This window comes from Flavobacterium sp. ACN6 (assembly GCF_002304005.1).
GTDB lineage: Bacteria > Bacteroidota > Bacteroidia > Flavobacteriales > Flavobacteriaceae > Flavobacterium.
Genome location: NZ_MRCQ01000008.1, coordinates 63,655 through 89,792 on the forward strand (window position 1 = coordinate 63,655; position 26,138 = coordinate 89,792).

At 33.3% G+C, this 26,138-nt stretch carries 29 protein-coding genes; 18 read left to right on the forward strand and 11 right to left on the reverse strand.

Annotated features, from left to right (window positions below; translation table 11 throughout):
* Window positions 1-79: 79 nt before the first annotated feature.
* The 4 genes from leuC to leuB all read left to right on the forward strand — a co-directional run bounded on the left by leuC (window position 80) and on the right by leuB (window position 5,050).
* Window positions 80-1,474, forward strand: a complete 1,395-nt coding sequence (leuC, locus tag BSF42_RS13590) for a 3-isopropylmalate dehydratase large subunit (protein WP_095953632.1) — start codon at window positions 80-82, stop codon at window positions 1,472-1,474.
* A 169-nt stretch (window positions 1,475-1,643) separates the two neighbouring features.
* Window positions 1,644-2,240 (forward strand): 3-isopropylmalate dehydratase small subunit, encoded by a 597-nt coding sequence (gene leuD / locus BSF42_RS13595; protein ID WP_095953633.1) that lies wholly within the window; start codon window positions 1,644-1,646, stop codon window positions 2,238-2,240.
* 118 nt (window positions 2,241-2,358) lie between these two features.
* A complete protein-coding gene (locus tag BSF42_RS13600; RefSeq protein ID WP_095953634.1) occupies window positions 2,359-3,879 on the forward strand; it encodes an alpha-isopropylmalate synthase regulatory domain-containing protein in 1,521 nt (506 codons plus the stop codon).
* Between the two features lie 115 nt (window positions 3,880-3,994).
* On the forward strand, window positions 3,995-5,050 hold the full coding sequence (gene leuB, locus BSF42_RS13605; RefSeq protein WP_095953635.1) for a 3-isopropylmalate dehydrogenase: 1,056 nt from the start codon (window positions 3,995-3,997) through the stop codon (window positions 5,048-5,050).
* Window positions 5,051-5,194: 144 nt separating this feature from the next.
* Here leuB and BSF42_RS13610 read toward each other — a convergent pair whose 3' ends face one another.
* Both BSF42_RS13610 and BSF42_RS13615 read right to left on the reverse strand, forming a co-directional pair.
* Complete coding sequence (locus tag BSF42_RS13610; RefSeq protein WP_095953636.1) at window positions 5,195-5,542, reverse strand: RNA-binding protein; 348 nt, start codon at window positions 5,540-5,542, stop codon at window positions 5,195-5,197.
* Between the two features lie 113 nt (window positions 5,543-5,655).
* Window positions 5,656-6,144: a DUF6252 family protein gene (locus tag BSF42_RS13615; RefSeq protein WP_095953637.1), complete on the reverse strand. Its 489-nt coding sequence runs from the start codon at window positions 6,142-6,144 to the stop codon at window positions 5,656-5,658.
* Between the two features lie 201 nt (window positions 6,145-6,345).
* Here BSF42_RS13615 and BSF42_RS13620 point away from each other — a divergent pair, with 201 nt between their 5' ends.
* The 4 genes from BSF42_RS13620 (at window position 6,346) to BSF42_RS13635 (ending at window position 8,895) form a co-directional block, all read left to right on the forward strand.
* A complete protein-coding gene (locus BSF42_RS13620; RefSeq protein WP_095953638.1) occupies window positions 6,346-6,918 on the forward strand; it encodes a 30S ribosomal protein S16 in 573 nt (190 codons plus the stop codon).
* A 15-nt stretch (window positions 6,919-6,933) separates the two neighbouring features.
* On the forward strand, window positions 6,934-7,458 hold the full coding sequence (gene rimM / locus BSF42_RS13625; RefSeq protein ID WP_095953639.1) for a ribosome maturation factor RimM: 525 nt from the start codon (window positions 6,934-6,936) through the stop codon (window positions 7,456-7,458).
* A 280-nt stretch (window positions 7,459-7,738) separates the two neighbouring features.
* Window positions 7,739-8,053 (forward strand): four helix bundle protein, encoded by a 315-nt coding sequence (locus tag BSF42_RS13630; protein ID WP_253251061.1) that lies wholly within the window; start codon window positions 7,739-7,741, stop codon window positions 8,051-8,053.
* 134 nt (window positions 8,054-8,187) lie between these two features.
* Window positions 8,188-8,895: a tRNA1(Val) (adenine(37)-N6)-methyltransferase gene (locus BSF42_RS13635; protein ID WP_095953802.1), complete on the forward strand. Its 708-nt coding sequence runs from the start codon at window positions 8,188-8,190 to the stop codon at window positions 8,893-8,895.
* Window positions 8,896-8,943: 48 nt separating this feature from the next.
* Here BSF42_RS13635 and BSF42_RS13640 read toward each other — a convergent pair whose 3' ends face one another.
* From BSF42_RS13640 to BSF42_RS13665, 5 genes are all read right to left on the reverse strand, one after another.
* A complete protein-coding gene (locus BSF42_RS13640; RefSeq protein WP_095953641.1) occupies window positions 8,944-10,596 on the reverse strand; it encodes a S41 family peptidase in 1,653 nt (550 codons plus the stop codon).
* 43 nt (window positions 10,597-10,639) lie between these two features.
* Window positions 10,640-11,929: an HlyD family secretion protein gene (locus BSF42_RS13645; protein ID WP_095953642.1), complete on the reverse strand. Its 1,290-nt coding sequence runs from the start codon at window positions 11,927-11,929 to the stop codon at window positions 10,640-10,642.
* A gap of 2 nt (window positions 11,930-11,931) precedes the next feature.
* Window positions 11,932-14,124: a peptidase domain-containing ABC transporter gene (locus tag BSF42_RS13650; RefSeq protein WP_095953643.1), complete on the reverse strand. Its 2,193-nt coding sequence runs from the start codon at window positions 14,122-14,124 to the stop codon at window positions 11,932-11,934.
* 568 nt (window positions 14,125-14,692) lie between these two features.
* Window positions 14,693-14,824, reverse strand: coding sequence for a hypothetical protein (locus BSF42_RS22760; RefSeq protein WP_256385378.1), 132 nt, complete (start codon window positions 14,822-14,824; stop codon window positions 14,693-14,695).
* A 287-nt stretch (window positions 14,825-15,111) separates the two neighbouring features.
* Entirely contained in the window at window positions 15,112-16,593 is a 1,482-nt protein-coding gene (locus BSF42_RS13665; protein WP_253251063.1) for a vitamin K epoxide reductase family protein, read from the reverse strand.
* A 659-nt stretch (window positions 16,594-17,252) separates the two neighbouring features.
* On the opposite strand from BSF42_RS13665, the gene BSF42_RS22440 reads away from it, so the two are divergent.
* From BSF42_RS22440 to BSF42_RS22450, 5 genes are read left to right on the forward strand one after another with little or no spacing between them, the layout of a single operon-like run.
* A complete protein-coding gene (locus BSF42_RS22440) occupies window positions 17,253-17,399 on the forward strand; it encodes a hypothetical protein (protein ID WP_172426688.1) in 147 nt (48 codons plus the stop codon).
* 57 nt (window positions 17,400-17,456) lie between these two features.
* The gene (locus BSF42_RS22335; protein WP_141248455.1) at window positions 17,457-17,603 is read left to right on the forward strand and encodes an rSAM-modified peptide; all 147 of its coding nucleotides are present in this window, start codon (window positions 17,457-17,459) and stop codon (window positions 17,601-17,603) included.
* Between the two features lie 43 nt (window positions 17,604-17,646).
* Window positions 17,647-17,796 (forward strand): hypothetical protein, encoded by a 150-nt coding sequence (locus BSF42_RS22445; RefSeq protein WP_172426689.1) that lies wholly within the window; start codon window positions 17,647-17,649, stop codon window positions 17,794-17,796.
* Window positions 17,797-17,832: 36 nt separating this feature from the next.
* Complete coding sequence (locus BSF42_RS13670; RefSeq protein WP_095953647.1) at window positions 17,833-17,985, forward strand: rSAM-modified peptide; 153 nt, start codon at window positions 17,833-17,835, stop codon at window positions 17,983-17,985.
* A 45-nt stretch (window positions 17,986-18,030) separates the two neighbouring features.
* Complete coding sequence (locus BSF42_RS22450; protein ID WP_172426690.1) at window positions 18,031-18,180, forward strand: hypothetical protein; 150 nt, start codon at window positions 18,031-18,033, stop codon at window positions 18,178-18,180.
* A gap of 10 nt (window positions 18,181-18,190) precedes the next feature.
* Here BSF42_RS22450 and BSF42_RS13675 read toward each other — a convergent pair whose 3' ends face one another.
* Window positions 18,191-19,966 carry an AraC family transcriptional regulator gene (locus tag BSF42_RS13675; protein ID WP_095953648.1) on the reverse strand — a complete coding sequence of 592 codons (1,776 nt, stop codon included), beginning with the start codon at window positions 19,964-19,966 and terminating at the stop codon, window positions 18,191-18,193.
* Window positions 19,967-20,131: 165 nt separating this feature from the next.
* Here BSF42_RS13675 and BSF42_RS13680 point away from each other — a divergent pair, with 165 nt between their 5' ends.
* From BSF42_RS13680 to BSF42_RS13695, 4 genes are all read left to right on the forward strand, one after another.
* Window positions 20,132-21,310, forward strand: coding sequence for an acyl-CoA dehydrogenase family protein (locus tag BSF42_RS13680; RefSeq protein WP_095953649.1), 1,179 nt, complete (start codon window positions 20,132-20,134; stop codon window positions 21,308-21,310).
* Window positions 21,311-21,403: 93 nt separating this feature from the next.
* Window positions 21,404-22,186 (forward strand): DUF3050 domain-containing protein, encoded by a 783-nt coding sequence (locus BSF42_RS13685; protein WP_095953650.1) that lies wholly within the window; start codon window positions 21,404-21,406, stop codon window positions 22,184-22,186.
* A 68-nt stretch (window positions 22,187-22,254) separates the two neighbouring features.
* The gene (locus tag BSF42_RS13690; RefSeq protein WP_095953651.1) at window positions 22,255-23,016 is read left to right on the forward strand and encodes an SGNH/GDSL hydrolase family protein; all 762 of its coding nucleotides are present in this window, start codon (window positions 22,255-22,257) and stop codon (window positions 23,014-23,016) included.
* Between the two features lie 122 nt (window positions 23,017-23,138).
* Window positions 23,139-23,645 carry a GNAT family N-acetyltransferase gene (locus BSF42_RS13695; RefSeq protein WP_095953652.1) on the forward strand — a complete coding sequence of 169 codons (507 nt, stop codon included), beginning with the start codon at window positions 23,139-23,141 and terminating at the stop codon, window positions 23,643-23,645.
* 27 nt (window positions 23,646-23,672) lie between these two features.
* Here the strand turns inward: BSF42_RS13695 and BSF42_RS13700 are convergent, their stop codons facing one another.
* The 3 genes from BSF42_RS13700 to BSF42_RS13710 all read right to left on the reverse strand — a co-directional run bounded on the left by BSF42_RS13700 (window position 23,673) and on the right by BSF42_RS13710 (window position 25,207).
* Window positions 23,673-24,035, reverse strand: a complete 363-nt coding sequence (locus BSF42_RS13700; protein WP_095953653.1) for an S-adenosylmethionine decarboxylase — start codon at window positions 24,033-24,035, stop codon at window positions 23,673-23,675.
* Window positions 24,036-24,284: 249 nt separating this feature from the next.
* Entirely contained in the window at window positions 24,285-24,626 is a 342-nt protein-coding gene (locus tag BSF42_RS13705; RefSeq protein WP_095953654.1) for a hypothetical protein, read from the reverse strand.
* Window positions 24,626-25,207, reverse strand: coding sequence for a hypothetical protein (locus BSF42_RS13710; RefSeq protein ID WP_141248456.1), 582 nt, complete (start codon window positions 25,205-25,207; stop codon window positions 24,626-24,628). The genes BSF42_RS13705 and BSF42_RS13710 overlap by 1 nt, the downstream gene beginning before the upstream one ends.
* 208 nt (window positions 25,208-25,415) lie before the next feature.
* On the opposite strand from BSF42_RS13710, the gene BSF42_RS13715 reads away from it, so the two are divergent.
* Window positions 25,416-26,126 (forward strand): hypothetical protein, encoded by a 711-nt coding sequence (locus tag BSF42_RS13715; protein ID WP_095953656.1) that lies wholly within the window; start codon window positions 25,416-25,418, stop codon window positions 26,124-26,126.
* The last annotated feature ends 12 nt before the right edge of the window (window positions 26,127-26,138 follow it).

The following is a 26,138-nucleotide window of genomic DNA, read 5'->3' on the forward strand; positions in this document are numbered from 1 at the left end:
TTTTTTTACTTTTGTTTTGCTATTATAATGAACAGGAAAGTTGCTGTGGTTATAGAAATACAATTAAAAAAAATAAAAAATGAGTAAGACATTATTTGACAAAGTATGGGATTCACATGTAGTGCGTAAAATTGAAGATGGACCAGATGTGTTTTTTATTGACCGTCATTTCATTCACGAAGTTACGAGTCCTGTTGCTTTTTTAGGATTAAAATCAAGAAACGTTTCGGTATTATATCCAGAACGTACTTTTGCAACTGCAGATCACAATACACCAACCATAAACCAACATTTACCAGTTCAGGATCCTTTGTCAGCAAATCAGCTTCAAGCTCTTGAAGATAATGCTAATGAATATGGAATTTCTCACTGGGGATTAGGTCACATTAAAAATGGAATTGTACACGTAGTTGGTCCTGAAAATGGAATTACTTTGCCAGGTGCTACTATTGTTTGTGGAGATTCTCATACTTCTACTCACGGTGCTTTTGGAGCTATTGCTTTTGGTATCGGAACTTCTGAGGTTGAGATGGTGCTTTCTACTCAATGTATTATGCAGCCTAAACCAAAGAAAATGCGTATTAACGTAAACGGTCAATTAAGCAAAGGTGTTGGTCCAAAAGACGTTGCACTTTATATTATTGCTCAATTAACTACTTCTGGAGGTACAGGTTATTTTGTTGAATACGCCGGAGATGTTTTTGAAAACATGACTATGGAAGGTCGTATGACAGTTTGTAATTTAAGTATCGAAATGGGTGCTCGTGGCGGAATGATCGCTCCTGACCAAACTACTTTCGATTTCCTTGAAGGAAGATTATATGCTCCTAAAGGCGAAGCTTGGACTAAAGCTGTTGAATATTGGAAAACACTTAAAACTGATGCTGATGCTGTGTTTGATGCGGAATTAAACATCAAAGCGTCAGACATTGAACCAATGATTACTTACGGTACTAACCCTGGAATGGGAATTGGTATTTCAAAACATATTCCGAACGCCAACCAAGTTGAAGGCGGTGAGGAAACTTACAAAAAATCGCTTGCTTACATGGGCTTCCATGAAGATGACGTTATGATTGGAAAACCAATTGATTATGTTTTCTTAGGAAGTTGTACAAACGGACGTATTGAAGATTTTAGGGCTTTCGCCGAAATTGTAAAAGGAAGACAAAAAGCCGATAATGTTACCGCTTGGTTAGTTCCGGGTTCTCACGTTGTTGAAGCGCAGATTAAAGAAGAAGGTATTTTAGATATTTTAACTGAAGCTGGTTTTGTATTACGTCAGCCGGGTTGTTCTGCTTGTTTAGCAATGAACGATGATAAAGTTCCTGCCGGAAAATATGCGGTAAGTACTTCAAACAGAAACTTTGAAGGTCGTCAAGGTCCTGGTTCAAGAACACTATTAGCAAGTCCGATTATGGCTGCTGCAGCTGCTGTTACAGGAAAACTAACAGACCCGAGGGAATTATTTTAATTCCCGCTGTAAGCTTTAAGCAATAAGCTTTAAGCTTTTAACAGATTCTTAAAAAGGCGTACAGCTCTTATAGCTTAATGCCTAAAGCAAAAAAATAAAAACGCTGTGCAAAAAGCTTAAAGCATATAGCTTATAGCCTAAAGCAAATAAACAGCCTAAAGCAAAAAAAATGGCATACGATAAATTTAATATACTTACCAGCAGTGCAGTGCCACTGCCAATTGAGAACGTAGATACAGATCAAATTATTCCAGCTCGTTTCTTAAAAGCTACAAAACGTGAAGGTTTTGGAGACAATCTTTTTAGAGACTGGAGATACAACGGAGATGATACTCCAAAAGCTGATTTCGTTTTAAACGATTCAACTTACAGCGGAAAAATCTTGGTAGGAGGAAAAAACTTCGGTTCAGGATCTTCTAGAGAACACGCTGCGTGGGCAGTTTACGATTATGGTTTTAGAGCGGTAGTTTCTAGTTTCTTCGCAGATATCTTCAAAGGAAACTGTTTAAATATTGGTGTTCTTCCAGTTCAGGTTAGCCCAGAATTCGCTGACATTATTTTTAAGGCAATCGAAGCTGATCCTAAAACAGAATTAGAAATCAACTTGCCAAACCAAACGATTACTTTATTGGCAACTGGTCAATCTGAATCTTTTGCTATTAACGGATACAAAAAGAACAACATGATCAATGGTTTTGATGACATTGATTATCTACAAAATATTAAAGAAGATATTAAGGCTTTCGCCGATAAACTTCCTTACTAAAAAATCAGGTTCAGTCCTATGAGACCCGACAGGTTTTTTTCAAATCTGTCGGGTCTTTATAAGTTAAACCAAAACAACACAACTAAAATTTACTTCTAAAGAAATTTAGAATATCAATATGGAAAAAAGAAAAATTGAAATAATGGATACGACGCTTCGTGATGGTGAACAAACCTCAGGAGTGTCTTTTTCTGCTGCAGAAAAACTAACCATTGCGCAATTATTGCTGGAAGAACTAAATATTGATAGAATCGAAATTGCTTCGGCACGCGTGAGCGAAGGAGAATTTCAAGCCGTAAAAGGCATTACTTCTTGGGCTGAAGAGCGCGGATATATTGACAGAATCGAAGTATTATCATTTGTTGATGGCGGCGTTTCTATTGATTGGATGAAAAAAGCTGGTGCAAAAGTGCAGAATTTGTTGACCAAAGGTTCAATGAACCACTTAACGCATCAATTAAAAAAAACTCCAGAACAACACTTTTCTGAAATTGCACAAATTATCGCTTTAGCAAAAGAAAACAATATTGAAACAAATGTTTATTTGGAAGATTGGAGCAACGGAATGCGAAATTCTCCTGAATATGTTTTTCAATTTTTGGATTTCCTTTCAACCCAGCCTGTCAAAAGAATTTTACTTCCAGATACTTTAGGCGTTTTAATTCCGTCTTTAACTTTTGAATTTATTTCTAAAATCAGAGTCAAATATCCAAACATTCATTTTGATTTTCACGCTCACAACGATTACGATTTAAGTATCGCGAATGTGATGGAAGCTATAAAAGCCGGCATAAACGGACTTCACGTAACGGTAAACGGAATGGGAGAACGCGCTGGAAACGCACCGCTTGAAAGTACTGTTGCCGTAATAAATGATTATCTGCCAGAAGTAAGCATCAATATTAAAGAGACTTCTTTATATACTGTCAGCAAATTAGTTGAAACATTTACAGGATATAGAATCCCTGCCAACAAACCAATTGTTGGTGACAATGTTTTTACACAAACAGCTGGAATCCATGCGGATGGAGACAATAAAAATAATTTATATTTTAATGATTTGCTTCCGGAACGTTTTGGAAGAAAAAGAAAATATGCCTTAGGAAAAACTTCAGGAAAAGCTAATATCGAAAAAAACCTTCAAGAATTGGGTTTAAAACTAAATCAGGAAGATTTAAAATTGGTTACCCAAAGAATTATTGAATTGGGCGATAAAAAAGAAACCGTTACAAAAGAAGATCTTCCATACATTATTTCAGATGTTTTGGACAGTCATACGTATCAGGATAAAATTACCATTGAATCTTATGTGCTAATGCACTCAAAAGGAATGCGTCCGTCCACGACCTTGCTTCTCAAAATTGATGATGAAATTATTGAAGAAAGTGCGCAGGGCGACGGTCAGTTTGATGCTTTTATGAATGCTTTATCTAAAATTTACAAAAGCAAAAAACTAACGCTTCCAAAATTGATTGATTATGCCGTGAGAATCCCGCCAGGAAGTAGTTCAGATGCTTTGTGTGAAACCATTATTACCTGGGTAAACAACGGAAAAGAATTTAAAACAAGAGGATTAGATTCTGATCAAACCGTTGCAGCTATTATTGCAACACAGAAAATGCTTAATGTAATTACTTAATATTAGGTACAAAGGTTTAGAGATACAAAGGCACAAAGGTTTTTAACCTGCTTTTAAAACTCTGAACCTTTGCTACTTTGTCACTTTGAATCTTAAAATAATAAATAACAAAAAAATGAAATTTAACATAGCCCTTTTAGCAGGAGACGGAATCGGACCAGAAGTAATTGAGCAAGCTGTAAAAGTATCAGATGCTGTTGCACAAAAATTTGGACATGAAATTACTTGGAAACCAGCTTTAACCGGTGCAGCAGCAATTGATGCAGTTGGTGAACCTTATCCAGATTCAACACATGAAATTTGTAAAAATGCTGATGCCGTTCTTTTTGGAGCGATTGGCCATCCTAAATACGATAATGATCCTTCTGCACCAGTTCGCCCAGAACAAGGTTTGTTAAAAATGCGTAAAGCATTAGGTTTGTTTGCAAATGTAAGACCAACTTTTACATTCCCATCTTTATTAGACAAATCTCCTTTAAAAAGAGAAAGAATCGAAGGAACTGATTTAGTTTTCTTAAGAGAATTGACTGGCGGAATTTACTTTGGTGAAAAAGGAAGAAAAGATAACGGAGATACTGCTTTTGACAACTGTGTTTACACAAGGGCAGAAGTGCAGCGTTTAGCTAAAAAAGGTTTCGAATTAGCAATGACACGTTCTAAAAAATTATGCTGTGTTGATAAAGCAAACGTTTTGGAAACTTCACGTTTATGGAGAGAAACAGTTCAGGCAATGGAAAAAGATTATCCAGAGGTTGAAGTCAGCTACGAATTTGTTGACGCCGTAGCAATGCGTTTGGTTCAATGGCCAAACTCTTATGATGTATTAATTACTGAAAACTTATTCGGAGATATTTTAACTGACGAAGCTTCTGTAATTTCTGGTTCAATGGGATTAATGCCTTCTGCATCTATGGGAGCTGAAGTATCTTTATTCGAACCTATTCATGGTTCTTATCCACAAGCTACAGGATTAAATATTGCAAACCCAATGGCAACTGTTTTATCTGCTGCTATGATGTTCGAAAACTTCGGATTGATGGAAGAAGGAAAAGCAATGAGAGATGTTGTAAATAAAGCTTTAGAAGCTGGAGTAGTTACAGAAGATTTAGCAGACGGAGGCAAAGCATACGGTACTAAAGAAGTAGGCGACTGGCTGGCAGCTAATTTGTAATAGTTCATTATTTGTTTCAGGTTTCAAGTTTCAAGTTATACTTGTAACTTGAAACCTGAAACAAATAAAACCTGAAACAAAATTCACCGCATAAAAAAAGGGATCAACTTTCGTTGATCCCTTTTATATTTTAGAAAAAAAATATTAATATCCTCCTCTGTTTCCGCGGTCATTTCCTCCACGGTTGTTTCCATAACTTCCACGAGAATCACCTCCACGGTTGTTATTAAAACTTCTTCTTTCGCCTTCTGGTTTCGGCTCAGACTTGTTTACAACGATTGTACGTCCTGAAACAACAGCACCGTTCAATTCGTCAATAGCTTTCTGAGCTTCGCTATCATTTGGCATTTCAACAAAACCAAATCCTTTACTTCTTCCAGTAAATTTATCAGTAATAATTTTAACAGAGTCAACTGCTCCATAAGCCTCAAAAGACTCTCTTAAATCTGCTTCCTCAATACTGAATGGAAGGCTTCCAACAAAAATATTCATAGATATTTATTTATAATAATAAGCAAATGTAGTCTTATTATTTTGTAATCTACTATATATTAGTTTATTTATGTTTTTATTTTGATTTTCCAAATGAAAAAACACCCTACAGCTTAATTTGTGTTAAAATTAGACACTGAAGAAACTGGGATTTTATGAAAAACACCTTCGGTAAAATACGCTGCCTGTTTTTCTGCGGCAGGATCAACATTAATTGCTGTAAATTTAAATGTTCCCGAAATTGTGTTTTCTACTGTATTATATTCCGTAACTATAATTTGTCCACTGCCTTTGCCTTCACCTGTTGAAAATTCAACTTCTTGTCCAGAAAAAGTATCTTTATAAACTGCTTTAGCAACCTCATCAATACCTAATATATAGGTCTTTTGAGATGGCTCAGGAAGCTGAAAACTGATTTTTTCATAACCTAAGGAGCCTTCAATAATAAAAACGCCGCTTGTTTCTGTTCCAGCCTTATAGATTTGAGCTCTCCAAAAGGTATTATCTTTTAAGGTTTGGAAAGCTGGATTATTGAATCTTACATCCTCTGTACAGGATGTGAGTAAAAGTAAAAATGATAAAAAGTAAAAGTATTTTTTCATGTTTAGGATGAATTTTGCGCAAAAATACCGCATTAAGAGTAATAAATGTTTTAAAATAAAACTAAATACAGCCAAAAAAATGATAAAAATCTATCTCCAACATATTTAATACCATTTTCAAACGCTTTATTTGTAAAAAAATTATATCTTTGCGCCCTTAATTAATAGAGGTCGAGTACCTCAAAATTTAATCACAAGATTATGTCAGTAAAAATTAGATTACAAAGACACGGTAAAAAAGGAAAACCTTTTTACTGGGTTGTAGCTGCAGATGCACGCTCAAAAAGAGATGGTAAATACTTAGAGAAAATCGGTACTTACAATCCAAACACAAACCCAGCAACTGTTGAGTTAAACCTTGACAGCGCAGTTAAATGGTTACACAATGGTGCACAACCAACTGATACTGCTAGAGCAATCCTTTCTTACAAAGGTGCTTTATTGAAACACCACCTTGATGGAGGTATCCGTAAAGGAGCTTTAACTCAAGAGCAAGCAGACGCTAAATTAGCGGCTTGGTTAGAGTCTAAAGCAGGAAAAGTTGATGCTAAAAAAGATGGTTTATCAAAAGCACAAGCTGATGTTAAAGCTAAAGCTTTAAAAGCTGAACAAGAAGTTAATGCTAAACGTTTAGCTGCTGCAGCTCAGGCTGAAGCTGATGCTATCGCCGCTGCAACTCCTGCAGTTGAAGAAGAAGTTGCTGAAGTAGAAGCAGAAGCTGCTACTGAAGAAGCTCCTGCTGCTGAAGAGAATAACGAAACAACTGAAGCATAATTTTATTTAGCGAGAATGCGTAAAGAAGAATGTTTTTATTTAGGTAAAATCGCTAAAAAATTTAGTTTCAAAGGTGAAGTTCTAATCTATTTAGATACGGATGAACCTGAGTTATACGAAAATCTGGAATCAGTGTTTGTTGAACACAACAAACACTTGGTTCCTTTTTTTATTGAAACAAGTTCTTTACACAAAAATGACTTTTTACGAGTTCGTTTTGAAGATGTAAATACCGAAGAAGAAGCAGATGCCCTACTTGGAAATGCTGTTTATCTTCCTTTAACAATGCTGCCAAAACTTACTGGCAACAAATTTTATTTCCACGAAGTTATCGGATTTGAAATAGAAGACAAACGTTTAGGCGTTTTCGGAAAAATATCTTCGATTAATGACTCGACTGCTCAACCGCTTTTTGAAGTTTTAAATGGTGAAGTGGAAATTTTAGTTCCCATGATTGACCATTTCTTGGTTAAAATTGACCGCGAAAACAAAAAAGTTATCATGGATCTTCCTGAAGGTCTTATTGAGATGTACCTTTAAAAGTTTAAGAAATTCCAAATTTTTTAAATTCCAAATTCCAACCTTACTGGAGGAAATTCCAAAAAATAAATTCCAAATTCCAAACAATTAGGGGAAATTCCAAATTCTAATCTTACTGAAGAAATTCCAAAAAATAAATTCCAAATTCCAACTTGGGAAAAATTTCAAGCTTAATTTAAGTAAGAAAAAACTTATTTTTGTAAAATATTTCTATCTTTGAATTTGAAAAACAGGAATTTTATTTAGGAATAAACCTTATGATTTAGAGGAGAGGACTTTCTTGTTTGCGAAGGAGTATAGAATTTACATTCGAACTTTACCTAAAACAACATCCAATATCGAAGACGGCAAACAACTTGTAAGATCTTCTGGATCCGTTGGAGCAAATTATATTGAAGCGAATGAAAAATTGGGCGACAAAGATTTATTATTCAGACTTAAAATTGCTAGAAAAGAAGCTAAAGAATCTAAATTCTGGCTGCGTTTATTACACGAATTAAATCCTGATCAAAAAACATTTTCGGGTTCTTTATTATTCGAGGTAGAAGAATTAAGAAAAATTCTATCGGCAATAATTACTAAAACATCTAAATAATTAATAAAGATTTTAGTCTTACTTTTGCAATTCAAAATTACTCCGTTTTACCTTTGGAATTTGGAATTTCATTTTTTGGAATTATCTCCTTTCAGTTTGGAATTTGGAATTTAAAAAATTGGAATTTACTCTTTATGTTTTCATTCAAGCAATTTAATATTCAACAAGACAAAACTGCTATGAAAGTTGGAACCGATGGTGTTTTATTGGGCGCTTGGGCTCCAACAAACCATAATCCGTTTAGTGTTTTAGATATTGGTGCTGGAACTGGAATTATCGCTTTGATGCTGGCGCAGCGTACTCATGCTGAACAAATCGATGCTCTTGAAATTGACGAAGATGCTTATGAACAAGCCGTTGAAAATTTCGAAAACTCTCCGTGGGGGGATAGATTATTTTGTTTTCATGCTGGTTTAGATGAATTTATTGAAGAACCAGAAGACGAATATGATTTGATTGTTTCCAATCCGCCGTTTTATGCAGAAGATTACAAAACTGAGAATGAACAACGTGATTTAGCCCGTTTTCAAGATGCAATGCCTTTTGAGGAAATTGTCGAAGCTGCCGATTTATTACTTTCGGAAAATGGAATACTTGCCATAATTATCCCTTTTAAAGAAGAAGAAAAGTTTATTACTTTGGCAAAAGAATTCGAATTGTATCCAATAAAAATTACTCGCGTAAAAGGAACTCCTAAATCAGAAATTAAACGCAGTTTATTAGCTTTCAGCCGTAATGAAGTTTCTGAAATTGAAATCGACGAACTGATTATCGAAATAGAGAGACACGTTTATACTACTGAATATATTGAATTAACTAAGGATTTTTATTTGAAGATGTAAAAACATCTTTGTCAAAGTTTGAAACTTTGACAAAGATTTAGATATTTATTATTTTCCATTTTTAGCAAAAAGAACAGCTCTTTCCAGAACTTCATCCCTTCCTTGCTGAATCCCTAAAATAGTTGGCTTAACTTCAATATCAGGAACAATACCGATTCTTTGTGTTTCTTTTTTATTTGGATAAAAAACGCCATAACAAGTAAACGAAGTGTAAAATCCTTTAATGAGTGGAAATCCATAATTTGCTCCATCGGCTCCGCCAGTTTGACTTCCAATAACTACACTATTCGGAACTGTCTGCAGGCTCATTATGGTAAATTCACCATGACTTATAGCTTTTTCATTTGCCAAAACAATTACTTTTCCTTTGTAATGATCTGGATTGGTTTTTCCGCATTTATGAATTCCTTCTCTCCAATAATAACGTCCTGGATAATTGACATCAGGATCAAGAAATCTGGCAAATTCTTTTTCCTCAGAATTAAGCCAGTCTAAAATTGGATACATAATTTCATGTGGTCGTGTTCTATTATCAAAAATTATTGCATTTGTATTATTTAATGCAGAAATCAGCGCCGGAATATCTTCTTGATCCAGTGCATCAAAATCAACATAACCGATGTTGCCTTCTAAAATTTTCCATTTTTCTTTATCTGAAAACTGAATTTTTAAATTTTGATATTCATATCTATTTATGGACTTTACTTTTGTTTCCCCATTTCGTATAAATTCAATTTCAAACGAAGGTGTTTTTCCATTAAAAATTGCCCAATATGCATTTTTTAAAACAGAAGGTTCATTAGATCCTTCTATATATTTTAGGTTTTCTTTCAGAATTTCTGCTATTATCTTTCCTTCTACTTTTATAATTACATCACCAATTTTAATGTCGTTAATTGCTGCCAACGAATCATTTTTCAGACCAACAATAATCGCTTTTTGTTCTATGATACTCACTTCTGCAGGAATAAATTTATCTCCAAAATAATCAAACAACTGCCCCATTTGAGTTGACGCATGCGTATCATTCAATTTTATGGAAATCTCACGCATTGCCAAAACAAAATCTTTCTCTGATTCTGGAGCATAAAATCTTGGAAGCATCTTAATTAAGACTTTGTCCCAATTTTCATCCATTTGATATTTGTACGGAAAAAAATATTCTATGTAATTCCAATATCTAAATAATGCCAGAAGACGTAAATTTTTATCTGTCCATTTAAAATCGGCGTACTTTACTTCGTTGTTAAACTGCAAAGGCACTTTTCCTGTATTCAATTCAAAATCAACATAAAACTGTTTTCCTTGAATTCTATTTTCTTCAATGAATTTGAGCTTTTTTGAAAGCGATTTAGAAAACAATTCGTTTTTAGAGAACCATGATAAATCGAAATTTTTATCAAAATATTCCTTTTTTAAAACTGTTTTTGAAGCGTCCTGTTTTTTTATTTCCCCTAAAGAAGTAATCCAGTTTTCTAGCACCAAAGAAAACGCTTCAGGAGTTTGAGCTTCTTCAACTTTTGGAAGAATTTGAAATAACTGGTCATCCCAGTTTTTACTTCCATCCGCAACATTAGGATGATAATACTTTAAGAAACCCCAAATTTTGCAAGTTGCCGCAAATTTTTGAGTTTCGGTTATTGGTTTTGAGAATGAGATTTGAAATAATAAAAAAAAGGCAATTAGTACTATTTTTTTCATTTAACAGTGTGGTTTTAGGTTTGTTTATGGTTTTGGGTTAATTTTAAACTTGTTCAAATATACTTTTAAATTGATATAAAATTCTTTCAATTAATCTTAAATCTTCTGTTATTATTTCTGCACTTCCTTTCATTTCCTGCTGAAAAAGAATTTGCTTATCATAAGAAGTTTTTAATCCGTTTGGCAGTGCGACATCTAAAAGCAGATTTCCATCTTTGTCCGGCACTAACGAGATGTTTTTTATTTCCCCTTTTAGCACACCAAACTCTCTGTCTGGGTAATTTGCAAGACGAATGTTTACACGCTGTCCTACTTTTATTTTTCCAGAGTTCAGAGCCGGGGCTTTCACTTTTCCAACAAAACTATTTTCAGCATCGGGAATTATAGAGAAAACATTGTCTCCAACATTGATCGTTTGATTTTCGTTCCAAACCTGCAAAAAAGTCACTTTTCCGCTAATCGACGATTTTAAGGTATATGCCAGTTCCCAGTCTCTTATTACTTTTTTCAATTGATAAAAGGACTGCGAAACACTTCGCCCCAGATTAACTTCCTCTTTGGTACTGTTTATCTGCGAATTCTGACTCGATTTTGTATTGTCAATCAATGAAGATCTTAACTGAGAAATCGACGAAAGAAGACTTCTATAATTCTTCTGTGCCTGAAGAAAACTCAGCTTTTTAATTTCCATTTCCTGAGCAGAGATAATTCCTTTATTGAATAACGTTTCAAAACGGGCAACTTCATTTTTTTGGAGCTCCAGCTCTCTTTCGTTAATTCCTTTTTGCTGCTGCAGAATTTCTAATCTTTCTGTTATTTGAACTTTTTCAGATTGCTGTGCTCTTCTTTCTACCTGAAAAGGATGCAGGTCTTTGTTTAATTCCTGCGCCTGATAATCTTTTTGGAAAATAGCATAAGCACTTTCTATTTCTCCTAACTGTGTATTTCTTAATAATTCGAATGGAAATGCTTTTTTGGCGTTATTGATATCGTAACCGTCTACAATATCTTTCAGCAGAAAAACATCTTTGTAATTGGCTGTATTTTCTATAATTGCCAGTACGCCGTTTTTACGAACTTCGGTTTTATTTTTCACCAAAATAGCCTCAATACGTCCAGATGATTTTGATACAATTTTCTCCGGCGGAATATTGGTCGTAATTACAATTTCGGCTCTTACAACATCTGGATATTTTACAAACCAGGAAACGAAAAACAACATTATAATAATGGCAAATATCAAAACGGTTCCCCATCGTATCATCCAATGCGGCACTTTGGTCAGAATGTCCTGAACTTCTTCGCTTCTTAATTCAAATTTATCTTCAGCCATGCTTAATTTCCTAATTGCAGTTGATTTTTAACCAATTCAAAATAATTTCCTTTTTGTGCCACTAACGCCGAATGGTTTCCAATCTCGATGATTTTTCCCTTGTCTAAAACCACAATCTGATCTGCATTCATTACCGTACTTAATCGATGTGCAATTACAACGACTGTTTTGTCTTTGAAAAAAATATCGAGTTTCTGCATAATTTCTTTCTCATTATTGGCATCTAATGCAGATGTAGCTTCATCAAAAAACAGAATTTCAGGGTTTTTATAAACGGCCCTTGCAATTAATAGACGCTGTTTTTGCCCTGTGCTCATTCCTAAACCTTCTGCGCCTATCTTAGTGTTAAAACCCAAAGGAAGACCGCTTATATATTCTTTAATATTACCTACATCTGCAGCATATAATAATCTTTCTTTATCAATTCTATCAGCTCCAAATGCAATATTATTAGCAATCGTATCGCTGAAAATAAAACCTTCCTGCATTACTGCTCCAACATTCGATCGCCATGCCTTCTGCGATATATTTTTAAGCTGTGCATTTCCAATATTAATTTCTCCTTTTTCGGGTTCATAGAATTTAAGAAGCAGTTTCATCAAAGTTGTTTTCCCGCTTCCGCTGACGCCGACAATTGCTGTTACTTTATTGGCTGGAATTATTAAATTTAATGTATCTAATACGGGAATATCTGAACCTAAATAACGGTAAGAGAGATTTTTAATTTCAATATCCACATCTTGAGGGACTTCATTTGTCTGGTGAACTTCCTGCTGCAACTCATCTTCTTTTTCATGAATTTCTGACAATCTTGCCAGTGAAATTTTAGCATCCTGTAATTCTCTTACGAACTCTATAAGCTGTGTAATCGGGCCGTTTAAACTTCCAACGATAGCACTTATAGCGAGCATCATACCCAGTGTAATAGAACCTTCGATTACCAATTTGGCCGAAAGAAGTATAATAAAAATATTTTTAAGTTCGTTAATAACGGAAGAACCTATTGTTTGCGATTGTTCCAGAACCAAACCTTTTATTGAAACTCTAAAAAGTCTTGCCTGCACATATTCCCAGCCCCATCGTTTTTGTTTTTCGGCGTTATGAAGCTTTATTTCCTGCATTCCGTTTATAAGCTCCATTACTTTACTCTGCTCGTTTGAAACCTCGGCAAAACGTTTGTAATCTAAAACTTCTCTTCTTTTTAAAAACAATGTTATCCATCCAAAATAAAGCAGACTTCCTAAAAAGAATACCAAAAATATCTGGAGATTAAAATACGCCAAAACGGCACCCATTACAAACATGTTAATAACAGAAAACAGTACGTTAAGAGATGATGTGGTTAGGATTTTTTCGATACGCCGATGGTCATTTATTCGCTGCATAATATCTCCCGTCATGCGGACATCAAAAAAGGAAATAGGCAGATTCATTAATTTAATAAAGAAATCTGAAATAAGCGAAATATTGATTCTGGTTGATAAATGAAGTAAAATCCAACTCCTGATTAATTCCAGACCAGTTCTTCCGGCAAAAATAAAAAGCATTGCAAACAGAATTAAATAGATGAAATGAATATTCTGATTCTGAATCCCGACGTCGACTATACTTTGGGTTAAAAATGGAAAAATTAAATTGAGTAAACTGCTTGCCAGAAGTCCAATGGCAAGCTGAATGAGAAATGCTTTGTATTGAAATAAATATTTAAAAAGAAATTTAAACCCTAATCCTGAATTTTCTTCTTTATCAAAATCAGATTGAAAAAATTTTGGCGTTGCCTCTATCAGCAGTGCAATTCCTTCTTTGGTTAAATCATCAGCATTATTGCCTATCCAGAATTTTGTAAACTCTTCCTTGCTGTAGTCTAAAAGTCCAAAAGCAGGATCTGAGATGTAATATCTGCCTTTTTTTATTTTATAAAGTACTACATAATGATCTTTATTCCAATGAAGAATACACGGCAGAGGAGCCTCTTCAATTCGCTGTACAGAAAGTTTTACGCCTAAAGTCCTGAATCCGATTTTTTCGGCCGCATCACTCAAAAAAAGCAAATTACTTCCCTCGCGAGTTGTTTCGCTAAAATCTCTCAACTCTTGAATGTTGATTGTTTTACCGTAGTATTTAGCTATGATCTTTAAACATGTCGGCCCACAATCTTTATGGTCTGCTTGTCTATAATGAGTGAATTTTTTCAATTTATTTTGATTTATTCCAGACGAATTTAGGAAAAAAAATTCTTGTTAATCCATAAAAAAACAGAGAAGATATAAATCTTCTCTGTTTGGGTATTTATAAACAATATTAGCAGTAACACAATTTCTTTAGGACATGGCCGCGGTTTACCCTAACCAAATAAAATTAACGCAGCGGCCAACTCCTAAGAATCCCAGTACCAATCATCAATACTGAGAATTTGCTCAATGTTCCACGATCGAGCGCCTATAACATTTAAAAAAAACATGACTAAATTCTAAATAAGGCTATATTGTATTACTTTAAAAAGTTAAAAAATCAACAACAAAGACGACTTGTATCACAAATACCTGATTCGGTATTTAGCGGACAAGTTTCGCCCGATGGTATTAAAATGCATCCTGCCTCAATGGCATAAATCCAACATTCTGGAATTCCTCCTCTCATGGTTTTCTGCTCATTTTTATTTAATCGTTGAGCTCCATTAAGACTTAAAATTTTCTTTAACATATTTAATACCTTTTTTTATAGTAACAGAGTTTTTTACAGCTCTGCTACTATATATTCAAATTAGCAAGCATAATATTTTTCAGCTTCACCGTCACAATTTGGTTCTTGTGTAAAATCACCTCCCAAAATGTTTTGCTGCTCTTTTTTTGTCAGCTTCTTCGTTTCTTCACTCTTTAAAATCTTTTCTAACATAACTGGTTATTTACGTTTTTGGTTTTAAGCCTCAAATCTGTAAAAAACTTGATGCTTGAAAAATTCTTTCTAACAGCTTCCAACATAATTATTTGGTATACAGTTCCAATATGCAGGCACTGTTCCAAATTCTGTACATCTTTTAGCCTTAAATCCATCCTCACAAATAGGCGTACTACTTCTATTTATTGTTTTTTGCTCATTCGCAGTTAACTGCACTGCACCTTTCAACTTCAAAATACTCTTTAACATAACTGCAGGTTTTTGGGGTTACTATTTTCTTCTTTTTATGCTGTTCTATCTAAAACTTGAACTTCATCTACAAAATCATTCAAGAAATATTTTAGTTCATTCAGCTCATATTCATTTGGAAATAGTCTTTCGTTTACAATTTTAACTGGTGTGTAATTAAAATTGTTCATCGAACACCAATCGTATTGTTTTTGAATCTCTTGGCTAATCATCATACTTACTGAATCAACATGCCATTTTTTAAGCCATTTTTTATGAACCATTCTCTTTATGTACCAATCAGAGATTGCTTCAACTGTTTTTCCAGGCGTTGTTCTATTAATCGTTAAAAGACGTTCTACAACAGCTTTATAAGGATTATCGTTGTTTTCTGGATTGATATTAAAAAGAACATTTAAATATATCTTATCTGGAAATTTCAAAACCAAATCAAAAGCTTCCTGAAAAGTTTTATAACAATGCCCGCAGCTTGGGCTGATTATAATAGAAAGTTTTACTCCAGCATTTTTATTTCCAAAATTCAAACCTCTTAAATCTTCAAATCCTTTTGTGTATTTTACTTTTTTAGATAAAAAGTTCAACAGCGAATAATTTCTTTTAAATTTTTTAAGCTCTTTAAGTGAGTTTCCGTTATCAAGCATCTTTTTAATCATGACTTTTACTGATGCCCAAATTGGAATTAAAAGCAACAATGAAAAAACATAAGGAAAAACAGTATTTAAACTAAAACTTAGTGTAAATAGGTTTGATGAAAACCATACAATGCTTTGAACCAAAATTAAAAATGAGACCGCCAAACACATTACGCACCATTTTTGAACTTCAAATTTTTGGATCCAAATAGAGCAAACCACAATAGGAATTGCCAGCAGACTTAAAAATCCAACAAATACTGCAGAACTTAATGGCTGTACCAAAATTGCAATAATACTTGCACTAAAGAATAACAATGGTAAATCTGAAAAACTTATCCATCTATTTGCAATATCATCATTGAAACTAATAACTGAATGACAAGATGTGTTAGAACTTAAATTACAAAATTTTGAAATTACGGTATTTTTAACACCCCATTTTTCCTGAACAATAAATATGCTTACTATTAAACCTAATATAGAGGTTGCTAAAAATGTGGTGCTAAATAAATTAAAACCATTATAGAAAAATGATAATCCTATAACAAGTGCTAAAGGCAGAAAATATTTCAGCCAATTATATTCCACTTTTAAATTATCTCTCGCTACTACATTATTTGGCTCAATTGCAACAATAACTCCATTCCAATCTAAAAGAAACTTATCATAAGATAATTTTTGGTTTCCTTTTTTTGATGTGGCGATTCGAACACCGTTTTTTATTTTTTCAACTAAAATTAATTCATCTTTAAAATAGGCCAAAAAATTCGATGGCAGATCTACTATTTGTTCTTTCGAAACTCTGACTGCTGCATTCTCTACAGAAAGCAAATCGAACGAATCTGTGATCGCGAATAAACTAGGATAATTTGGATGAGACAAAAAGAGGTCCTTGAACTCATTTTTTATATCTGAGTATCGATTAATTTGTAGAAATTTTTGGACCAGTTTAAGCATCGTCTTCAATCGTTTTTAAATCATGATTACAGTGCAAAGATTGAAGTTTTTCTTGATTAAAATCGCATGTATACATACATTTTATTAATTATACCACATACAATTTATAAATTATACCAAGTATACTACAGGGCTTAAGTTATTGTTAAACAAATATTTATATTATTATTTTTCTAATAAAAACCGCAGAAAGCTCATTTTCGATTAACGGCTACTCTTTTTATCTAGTTTTGGAATAGTAATAACCTATACATCTAAAAACATGAAAAACAAGCCCTGAAAAAGTAATGATTTTGAAGAAATAAAATCAAAAAAATAGAGATAAAAAACGATTACAATAAAATCAAAAAAGTCTCTAATGAAAGCAAAAAACTCCTAGAAAAAAAATAAAAAGCACGCCCTTATTGGAAGGTTTAAACCCATAATTAAAAATCGACTTTTACTGCTTTTTTAATCATAAACAAATCTAAAATTTCAAAACATAAACCAACTTTTTAACGCATTTTTTAGCGCATTTTACCTGATCGCTTAAAAATAAATATGAAAGATTTATAGTACTAAAAAATAATTTTAAAATTACAAACATGAAAACTAAAACATTCACATTAAGAGATTTCGAAGTAGAAAGAATAAGCAAAAATGCTCAAAAATCTATTATGGGAGGAGATCCGCCAGTACCACCGGAAGAAACAAACAATCCTGTGAAAGGCGGAGGAAACGGAAACGGTTAATTGTTTTCTCAAATTAAAACGTAAATAATAATATAAAAGCAATCCAAAAAAAAAGTCATGAAAAATTCATTGAAAATCACAGATTTCGAAATAGAAAAAATAAGCAAAAATGCTCAGAAATCAGTTAGAGGCGGTGACGCAGAACCAGATCCTATTACACCACCTAATAATCCAGTAAAAGGCGGAGGAAACGGAAACGGTTAATCCTCATTTATAAATATAATAAGTAACTAAAAAAATTTAAAACATGAAAAATAACATATTGTCATTCAAAGATTTCGAATTAGAAACAATTAATAAACAAGCTCAAAAAGCAATTCGAGGCGGTGACGGTGAAGCAGCTCCTATTACGCCACCAAACAATCCTGAAAAAGGCGGAGGAAATGGAAACGGTTAATCCTCATTTATAACAAGTAACTAAAAAAATTAAAACATGAAAAATAACATATTGTCATTCAAAGATTTCGAATTAGAAACAATTAATAAACAATCTCAAAAAGCAATTAGAGGCGGTGATGGAGAAGCAGCTCCTCCTATTACGCCACCAAACAATCCTGAAAAAGGCGGCGGGAATGGAAACGGTTAATCCTCATTTATAAATAGTGTAAAAAGTAACTAAAAAATTTAAAACATGAAAAGTAAAACATTCACATTCAAAGATTTCGAATTAGAAAAAATTAATAAACAAGCTCAAAAAGCAATTAGAGGCGGTGACGGTGAACCAGATCCTATTACTCCTCCAAACAATCCTGTAAAAGGCGGAGGGAATGGAAATGGTTAATAATCCGGCTTTAAATATTGTTCGCAAATTGAGCTGGAGACACTCCAGTTCTTTTGCGAAACGATTTTGCAAATGAAACCGCATTCTTAAAACCAACACTTTCTGCAATTGCCTGAGTAGAATATTTACGATACAAATGATTTGTAATCATTTGATTAATAACATAATTAATCTTTAATTCGTTAGAATATTCACCAAAAGATTTACCAAACCTTTTATTAACAACATACGATAAATAAGTTGTATTGGTTTTTATTTTCTTGGCAACATACGACAAGGTAAAATCAGCATTTAAGTATTCTAATTTTTCTTCCAGTGCCAATAATTTTTCTACAATTTTATTTTCTTTTGCCTCATCAATACTAAGGTTGGCATTTTCCTTTTTCAGAAGTGTATCTTCTAATTCTGGAATTTCTTCTACAACAGTTTTTTCAATTGATGCTTTTTCGATTTCAGCTTTTTCAATTTCTTTTTTCTCGAGATTAGCTTTAAATTCCTCAATTAAAGCATTCATTTTTTTCTGAGCTTTATTTTTGTCGCGAATATTTTTAATTAGGAAAAATACAATTCCAACCACTAAAATAACGTAGAAAACTTTTAGCGCTTTATTCCACAAAACCTCATACTTATACTTTTCCTGGATAGAAACCATCTCATCACTAAGATTAGCCGTACCAAGTTTGTAATTAACTTCTAAAGCTTCTTCTCTCAAATCTCCTTCATATTTTTCATAAGAATCAAGATACATTTTAGAATATTTGAAAGCTAATTCAGGTTCGTTTTTTACACTGTAAATTTTAGCTTGAAGATAATTGGACTGAAAAGAAATTCTGTCTGTTTTTTTTTCTTTATTAGATATAGAATCTACCTTTTTTAAAAACACTAAAGCTTTATCATACTTTTTTAGGGAATAATAAAGATCTCCTAAATTATAATGCGCAATTCTAGAATAATATTCGTCATTATTTTGCTTTGCATACATGGCAATATCAAAATAGGTTCGTTCTGCATTAGTAAAATCTTTTTTGTAGAGATAGATGTTTCCTAAGCTGAGAGTAGATGTAATTTTATTATCAACATAATTTTGAGAATATGTAATGGCTCTTTTATAAAAGTATTCGGCAGAATCCAATAAAAATAATTTTTCACGATCCTTCATGAAGTAGCCTTCATATACATTTCCTAAGTTGACATATATATTACTTTTGCTGTTTTGAAATTGGTCTTTTTCATACAGACTTTCATTCTTATCTAGAAAATCGCTGTTTTGTCGTAGATTTCTAATAGCAAGTTCATAGTTGCCAACTTCTTCATTAACTAAAGCAATGTTACTTTTAAATTTTACAATTTGAATAACATCATTAGTTTTAATAGAGAGTTTAATTCCTTCTTGATAATTGCTCAAGGCGTTACTAAAATTTCTTCGTTTCCACTCTATTAATCCTTTATAATTATATAGGTAGGCTCTAAGATTTATTTTTTGAACAGATTCAGAAAGTTTATTGTAATACAACAATGATTTATTGTACCATTCATCGCTTTTGGCTCTATTATTCTTTAGTTGATATAAATAAGAACCAGATCCATAGGCGAATGCTAAATGTTCATTATTGTCAGATTTTTGCAGTTCAGCCGCATAAGCAAGGCCTTGGTCAAAATTACCATTCATGCTGAAACGAATTTTATCCTGCAATTCTAAATACTCTTGTTCAGTAAACTCTTTTGTAGGCTGAGCCACAGTGGTATTAAGTATCAAGAAAAATAAAAAAGAGATTATCAGCCTCATTTAATTAGTTTTTGGTATTCAAAAATAGTCTATAAATTATCAATAAACTACAATTAATTTGCCAAATTCCTATTAATTTTATTTTTGCGATAAAAAAATATAACAATTTAGCTGTCATTTGTTATATTTTTATTACGTAAATTTGTTTAATAAAAATTAAAAAACATGAAACCAGACCTATTTCAATCTCCAGATTACTATAACTTAGATGATTTACTGACCGAGGAACATAAATTGGTTCGTGAATCTGCTCGTGCGTGGGTTAAAAGAGAAGTTTCTCCTATAATAGAAGAATATGCACAAAAAGCAGAATTCCCTAAACAAATTATTAAAGGACTTGGAGAAATTGGTGGTTTCGGACCTTATATTCCTGTAGAATATGGCGGCGCTGGATTAGATCAAATCTCTTACGGCTTGATTATGCAGGAAATTGAAAGAGGCGATTCTGGTGTACGATCTACCTCATCTGTTCAATCTTCATTAGTGATGTATCCTATTTGGAAATATGGAAACGAAGAACAACGAATGAAATACCTGCCAAAACTGGCAACAGGTGAATTTATAGGATGTTTCGGTTTAACTGAACCTGATCACGGTTCTGACCCTGGAAGTATGATTACTAATTTTAAAGATGTGGGAGATCATTATCTTTTAAATGGTGCCAAAATGTGGATTTCAAATGCTCCTTTTGCTGATATTGCAGTTGTTTGGGCTAAAAATGAAGAAGGAAGAATTCACGGTCTAATTGTAGAACGAGGTATGGAAGGTTTTACAACTCCAGAAACGCACAACAAATGGTCGCTTCGTGCTTCTGCAACTGGCGAGTTAATTTTTGATAATGTAAAAGTTCCTAAAGAAAATCTTTTGCCGAATAAATCTGGATTAGGCGCTCCGCTTGGTTGTTTGGATTCAGCTCGTTATGGAATCGCTTGGGGAGCAATCGGCGCGGCAATGGACTGTTACGATACTGCCTTGCGATATGCAAAAGAGAGAATTCAGTTTGGAAAACCTATCGGGGGAACGCAATTACAGCAAAAAAAGCTAGCCGAAATGATTACAGAAATCACAAAAGCACAATTATTAACCTGGCGTTTAGGCGTTTTGAGAAACGAAGGAAAAGCAACAACGGCTCAAATTTCGATGGCAAAACGTAACAATGTAAATATGGCAATTACCATTGCACGCGAAGCAAGACAAATGCTGGGAGGTATGGGAATCACTGGCGAATACTCCATTATGCGCCACATGATGAACCTTGAAAGCGTAATTACTTATGAAGGAACTCACGACATACATTTACTAATAACAGGAATGGATGTGACTGGAATTCCAGCATTTAAATAGCAGACAACTATTAATATATATACAAAATCGATCTAAAAAGCTTCTTCTAACAAAGAAGCTTTTTTTATCTTTGCATCAAAATTTTTCCCAAAAATGAATATTGAAGCAGTAAACAAAAGCATACAACCACAAAAAGACCAACTTTTAAAACATTCTTTATATAACAAGATTCAAAACATTGACGATTTGCACCGTTTCCTAGAAACGCACGTTTTTGCTGTTTGGGATTTTATGTCGTTATTAAAAGCATTACAAGCCAAACTTACCTGCACAACAACACCTTGGTTTGCTACTAAAAACCCAGAAACTCGTTATTTGATTAATGAAATTGTTTTGGCAGAAGAAACAGATTTAACACTTGACGGAAGAAGACAAAGTCATTACGAAATGTATCTGGAAGCAATGGAAGCTTGTGGCGCTGATACAACGGGAGTTTTAAATTTCTTATCAGAAGTACATTCACTTCAAAATATATTTGTTGCAATCAAACAAAGTTCACTTCATCCAAATACAAAAGCATTTCTAGATTTTACTTTTAGAGTAATCGAAGAAGGAAAACCGCACGAAATTGCTGCCGCATTTACTTTTGGAAGAGAAGATTTGATTCCGAGTATGTTTACCGAAATCCTGAAAAACTTTCAAAAGAATCTACCAGAAGTCGATTTAACAAAATTGCTTTATTATTTTGAAAGACATATCGAATTGGATGCCGACGAACACGGACCAATGGCCATGCAGATGATTACAGAATTATGCGAAAATGATGCTCAAAAGTGGAAAGAAGTAGAAGAAGTTTCGATTCTTGCCCTAGAAAAACGCATCGGACTTTGGAATGCTATTGAAGAAGAAATTTCGATGAAAACCGAAATGGCTTAATAAATCCAAACCTGCATATTTAGCGTAACTATTTGTTTAAAACGACTCCAATCTAATTTAAACAAATTATGAAATCCCATTTTAAACAAATAGTTACTATTATACTTTCGGTATTTCTTTTGAGCTGCAGCTCTTCAGAAGAACCAGAATCCCCTCCTACTACAACCACACCTCCGGTAGTAACGCCGCCCACAACACCAAATCCTCCAATTTCGAGTTCTGTAAATTATTTAGCATTAGGTGATAGTTACACTATTGGTCAAAGCGTTTGTGCAACCTGTCGTTTCCCAGAGCAGTTAAAGGCAAGTTTAAATGCCATGTTTTCCAGTACGGTTTCCTTAAAAATAATCGCTACAACAGGATGGACAACATCCAATTTACTTTCTGCGATAAACACACAAAATCCAGAACCCAATTACGATCTTGTAACACTTTTAATAGGTGTTAATAATCAGTATCAGCACCGCAATTTTTCGGTTTACGAAAACGAATTTCCAGAATTGGTAACCAAAGCAATTAAGCTGGCCAAAGGCGACCCAAAAAATGTTGTCGTTATTTCGATTCCAGATTACGCCTATACTCCTTATGGAAAAAGTCTTGCCGGCGATCAAAGCAGCACAATTTCTGCCGAAATAGATAAATACAATTCTTTTGCAGAGAAATACTGCATCAACAACCAGATCGCTTTTGTCTCCATTACAGAAATTACACGACAAGGACTTAACAGTCCCAATCTTGTCGCTTCAGACGGCTTACACCCTTCAGAAACAGCATATAAAATGTTTGTCGACAAAATGATGCCTCAGATAAAAAAAGCTTTGCAGAATTAATATTTTCATTTGCAGCAGAAGATTCGTTTTCAAAACAACTTTAGAAATTTTCGTTTTTCAAGAATTTAGGATTTTAAAGTCTTACTTTTGTAGGTTCATTAATTTACAGAATACCTTTTACAATGGAATTTTTTAAAACTACAAATACAGATATCGATGCTGTTTTCGATATTTACAACCAAGCAACATCGTATCAAAAAACAGTAAACAACAAAAGCTGGAGAGGATTTGAAAGAGCCTTAATTGAAAAAGAAATTGCCGAAGATCGCCACTTTATAATCAAAGAAGGAGATGAAGTCGCTTGTACATTTGTACTTACTTTTAATGATTTAATTATCTGGAAAGAAGCCAGTAAAGACCCTGCAGTTTATCTGCATAGAATTGCTACAAACCCAAAATTCAGAGGGCAGTCTTACGTCAAAAAAATCATAGAATGGACTAAAGAATACGCCAAAGAAAATGGAAAAGATTACATTCGATTGGACACACACAGCGGAAACGAAAGAATAAATACGTATTACACCAGTTGTGGTTTTACTTATAAAGGAATCAGTACTATCGAATGGACAAATGAATTACCAGAACATTACAAAGAAGGTTCGTTTAGTTTGTTTGAGATTAAGCTGTAAACCATCCAGCAGATAATGCATCAAATTTTATCGGTTAATTTCAAAATCTTTAATTATTTCGGCATCAAAATAAGTAATATAATCAGTCATGACATCGCGTATTTTTTCTGAATTATCTTGAAAATAATTACTCAAATAAATATCCAATGTAAGCTGCTTATATTCTGGTTGCGTGTTTATAAAAATATGAGATCCCTTGAGGCAGAATGAAATTGTAAAACTGTCATTTTCAAAATCATGCACTACAACGCCAACCTTCTCCAATCCATATTTTTCTAAAATCGAATTAGTAACCGCAACAAAACCGCCGCTATCTGTAAGCTTCGAAATTTGGTCGACATGTAAAGTAACCAGTTTATGCAGTCCTGGCGAGTAAGGAGGTAAATCCATCAAATTATTTGTATTACACAAGAGCCAAATATATAATAATTTCTGTAATAAAATAATCTAAACAAAAGCATTTTTAACACCACTTTTCAGAACTATACATTTATAATTTTTCTGTTTTGAGAAGCAGAAGTGTTGATTTTCATTACAACTTTAGTCCCGCTATCCGCTATATCTTTTATGGCTCCCGAAGTCTCGGGACCGCCACAAAAGGATATCGCTTCTATCGGGGCTAGATTAGAACTTTTCGTTTTATTTATACTTTTCAAAATCAACCTCAACTTTCTCAAACAACGCTGCTTTTTCTAAAATCGAATTAATCTGAACCAGACCTTCTTGATTATTCTCAGCCATTACAAAAGCAAAACCCCAGATATCTTTCGAAAGCGTAAATTTCCCTATTTCAGAATCATAAGTCATCAAAACTTCATCATTCATCCATAAATCCAAAATATCGATCATTTTAGGTTTCAGCTCTCGAATTGTATTTAAAAAATCTGAATTGAAATTTTCACTTTCAGCACCGCTGAAAATATCTATCAAAAGTTCTGTCGATTGATAGCCCGGACGAAAATGGTATTTATATTGACTCATTATTTTTCAATACGTTTATAATGATAGCCTAAATTATAAGTAGATCCAGCCCAAAACATAAATAATAAAGCACCAGAATTATCAAAAGCATAATTTACTAAAAGTCCATTGTCTTTAGAAAGTCCAATTCTGGTTTTATAATTGTCATAGCCGCCAGCAAGATAAGGAACACCATGACGTTTCAAGTATGTATTATCCAGATAAAAGAGTCCATTTTTCAATTTTCCTCCCAGTTCAACATTCTCAATTATTGAATCCTCTTTTTTGGTAACAAATTGGAGTCGGTTTTTATCCAACAACTTAACCTCAACACGATAAGAATCTGAATAATCATATCTTAACCTATCCGATTTTACAAAATAATTCAGGCTGTGTGTTGTTTCAGGCTTTTCTGAATCTATTGTTTGCAGATTCCCTTTATTATCATATTTCGCATCAGGAAAAAGCACATAAGTTCCCTCCAGCTTTACTAAATCATTTTCTGATAATGATGATTTGTTTTTGTTTACCATTCTATTCGAAAATGAAGCACAAGAAGACAATAATAAAGTCAAAACAAAGGCGCATAATATTGATTTCATACTCTTTAGATAAGATTGTTATACTAATTTAGAGTTTATTTTTTTAATTATTACGTGTTTTAAATAAGAGAATCAACAATTATAGTTTTAAACTTTGTAGTTTTTTTATTGCAAACAATTTTTTATCTTGCTTAGTGTGTAAAACGCAGACCTACAAATCACGTTTCCAATAGCAGTAAAATTTTATCCTGAATTAAGAACTTTAACTATGAAAAACAAAATTTTAATTTCATTAAATTTAATACTACTGATGAGCTGTTCTTCAAAATCACAAGATTTATCTACTATAGACTTTAGCCAAAATGCAGAAACCTATCTTGACGGCCTTTCTTTTTCTTCCAAAACAGAACAAAAAGGGCATTATGAGGCAGTAGTTAACGGAGAAGATGCCAGTTTGAAATTAGTAGACAAAGGAGAACTCTCTACAAGTTATGTGTTTATGGGCGAAAAGAATACAGCACAGCTTAACTATGGCGGAATCCCGATAAATGATGTTATGGGTACAGCATTAACTGTTTATGAAAACAAAATTGCATTTATGAGAATAAATGTCAAAAACGATCAAAGCATAGCACTTTTAGATGTACTGAAAAAAAAGCTGGGCACGCCAACCGAAATAGTTAAAAGTGAAGATAATCCGTATGATGAAACGGACAAATCGCAAAAACTTCTGCTTGAGAAACTTCCCAACGAAACCAAAAAGGTAAAAGATGATGTTCTGGATGATTACACTCTTACCTATCCCGAGAATTTTATTTGGGACAAGAACGATGTCATTTATCAATTAACATTTTCCCCAACCGGAAATTACATCAGCAGTCAGCTTGTTGTGATTTCAAAAAAAGCATTCAAAGACAAAATAATAATGGGATATCATGCTCCAGATAAAGATCCTGTTTTGGGAAAGTATCTTAATTAAAATAAATAGAAA